The sequence below is a fragment of the Rhodoferax sp. UBA5149 genome (genome assembly GCF_002413825.1).
GTDB lineage: Bacteria > Pseudomonadota > Gammaproteobacteria > Burkholderiales > Burkholderiaceae_C > Rhodoferax.
On record NZ_DHXT01000176.1, the window covers coordinates 1 to 2,548 of the forward strand.

The following is a 2,548-nucleotide window of genomic DNA, read 5'->3' on the forward strand; positions in this document are numbered from 1 at the left end:
GGCCTGACGGCCGTGACCACGGCGGACGGCCGCTTCACCGCCATGATGCCGCACCCGGAGCGCGTGTTCCGCAATATCCAGATGAGCTGGACCAGTGGCGATCCGTCTGCGCTGAGTCCCTGGATGCAGTTGTGGGTAAATGCGCGCAAGTGGGTGGGGTAGTCGGCCTGGACCTATCGGCGTTACCGATCGGGCTTGAGACGGGCGTCAAGCAGTGGAGTCGATACCTATTTGACGCATTGCATGAGGTTCGCGTTCTTGCCTTGCCCGGTGTGCTCACTTACAACACAGGATATGCCGCCACAGAGGCAATGTACGACGGTGGTCGACATGCTGGCGATGGACGTCGGGGCCGAGCACTGGCAAGCCGGAGCGGACATGGCGCTTTGCGCCTCGGCTTGGCCCCAGTGCGGACCGAACAGACCGAGTAGAAGCACGAGCACCAAACTGATAGCGATGGCAGCAAGGTGTGTGAGGCGTACTGGACTTCTGAGCATAAAGACTCCTTCTTGTCATGCGTAGACAGGTTGATAGGGAACTGACCCAACATGCTTGTTGACGTGATTACTTCTTGGTGAATACGAAGTCGCAGACCCGGTCTTCAACTCGACTTCCCGTTCCTATGCGGGTGTCAAACTGGGCATGAATGGTGTACTTGTAAGGCGTGCCGACGGAGGGATGTCTGACCGCGTATTCACGCTCACCCGTTCGTCCGTGGGCATGCAGAATTGCGGCAGCTTTCATTGAATATCCTGTTTCCCTTGCCCTATGCCCGCTTGGTTTTCGACATTACGCTTATCGGCTCACGAAATTCTTGATTATTCTCAATGTCGCGGTGATACGCCAGCAGCTGGCGGGTGGTGCCTGGGGCATGAGCTTTGCGACCGTGACTTCAGCGACCGCGAGCGGTAGCGGTCGTTGAAGCGGGGGCTATGCGGGCTGCCGTCGCCCAGCCACACGACCGGTTCGTTCATGGATAAATTCAAAGCGATGCGAGCGCTAGCAGGGCACGGCGACGTTCAGAGCTTGGGGAACCGTATGCGACTGACCATCAATGAGCCCGAGAGCGCGAACAACAGTACCAGGGGATGCAGTGTGTAGCCGCCAAACACGAGTTGCCCGAACCACAGCGACTCACGCAAGGCACCTTGCGAGGCCGCAACAGACATCAACACGACGAGCAGCAGGGATGTGGGGATAGGCGTTCCCTCAAAATATTTGACTTTGTTTGCGCCCGCTGAAAGCGCCTCGGCCGTCACGTTATAGCGCGCCAACCGGGAGACACCGCACGCGACAAAATAGGTCAAGACGATACGGTCGTACAGACCCTGCATGCCGCAGCCATAGCCAATCAAGGCCGGGGCTACGCCGAAGGAGATGATGTCAGCGAGAGAGTCGAGCTCACGCCCCATGGCCGACGTTTTTTGTCGCCACCGAGCAATCCGTCCATCCAGCACATCAAATACCAAAGCGGCCAAGACCAGTCCACAGGCAAAGTAGACGTGCATGATGTCGCCCGTTTGCAGGTACGTCATCATGGAAAACATGGCCCCTGTACCGCAGACAGCATTGGCCAGCGTGAACCAGTCGGCGAGGTGGAACTCTCGAATCATCGAGAACGGTTTGTTCAGTTTAGGTGGCGTCATGACGAACAGAATACCCCATTTGCTAGCTCGCGCAATGTGCGTTTGCGAACCGATGGACAGCCTCCTTTGAGGGTATTTTTACCAGCGCAGAGTTGCCTGTTCTTCAATTGTCCGGATAGCCCGTGATCGCCTGAATATCGCGGTACAGCGGTTGCAGGCGCTGGTACATGCGGCAGTAGACGCGGCGGTAGAGCTGTTCGTAGGTATGGGCGTGCGCGGGTTCGGGCTCGAACACCTGGCCGATACGGGTCATCTCGCGAACGGCGGTGGCAAAGTCAGGGTGCAGCTTCAAGCCCACGGCGGCCAGCATCGCGGCGCCCAGGCCGCTGGTCTCGTACAAATGCGGCCGCTCGCACGGCAGGTTGAAGACATTGGCCGTGATCTGCATCGCCGCATCGCTTTGCGAGCCGCCGCCCGACACCCGCACGCGCGTGATGCGCTGCCCGCCACGCTTCTCGATTCGCTCCTTGCCTTCACGCAGCGCATAGGCCAGGCCTTCCAGAATGGCGCGGTACAGATGGGCACGGGTGTGCACGTCGCCAAAGCCGATGACCGCGCCCTTGGCCTCCGGCCCCGGCACCTTGATGCCGGGGTTCCAGAACGGCTGCAGCATCAGGCCCAGTGAGCCCGGCGGCACGGTGTTCACCAACTCGTCAAACAGGCTCTCGGGTGCCACGCCGCGCTCTAGTGCAAGCTGCTGCTCATGCAGGCCGAACTGCGCCTTGAACCAGCTCACCATCCAGAAGCCGCGCGTGATCTGGATCTCGGTGTTGTAGTGGCCCGGCACGGCCGCCTGGTAGGGCGGGATGAAACGCGTGGCCTCCAGGTAGCGTGGCGTGGTGGTGTTGATGGTGGCGGCGGTACCGTAAGACAGGCAGGCAATCTCGGGCGTGAGGCAGCCC

Annotated in this window: 4 protein-coding genes; 1 reads left to right on the plus strand and 3 read right to left on the minus strand. The window is 60.1% G+C overall.

The window, feature by feature from the left end:
- Positions 1 to 162 (plus strand): phosphoribosylformylglycinamidine synthase subunit PurQ (locus B3V69_RS20825; protein ID WP_414707552.1); only part of this gene is annotated, 162 nt, incomplete at its 5' end.
- A gap of 402 nt (positions 163 to 564) precedes the next feature.
- On the opposite strand, the gene B3V69_RS15920 is transcribed toward B3V69_RS20825, so the two are convergent.
- The 3 genes from B3V69_RS15920 to B3V69_RS15930 all read right to left on the minus strand — a co-directional run.
- Positions 565 to 744, minus strand: a complete 180-nt coding sequence (locus tag B3V69_RS15920) for a hypothetical protein (protein WP_296447989.1) — start codon at positions 742 to 744, stop codon at positions 565 to 567.
- Positions 745 to 1,019: 275 nt separating this feature from the next.
- Positions 1,020 to 1,646: a CDP-diacylglycerol--serine O-phosphatidyltransferase gene (gene pssA / locus B3V69_RS15925; RefSeq protein WP_296447990.1), complete on the minus strand. Its 627-nt coding sequence runs from the start codon at positions 1,644 to 1,646 to the stop codon at positions 1,020 to 1,022.
- 103 nt (positions 1,647 to 1,749) lie between these two features.
- A partial coding sequence (locus tag B3V69_RS15930; RefSeq protein ID WP_296447991.1) for an FGGY-family carbohydrate kinase occupies positions 1,750 to 2,548 on the minus strand: 799 nt, incomplete at its 5' end.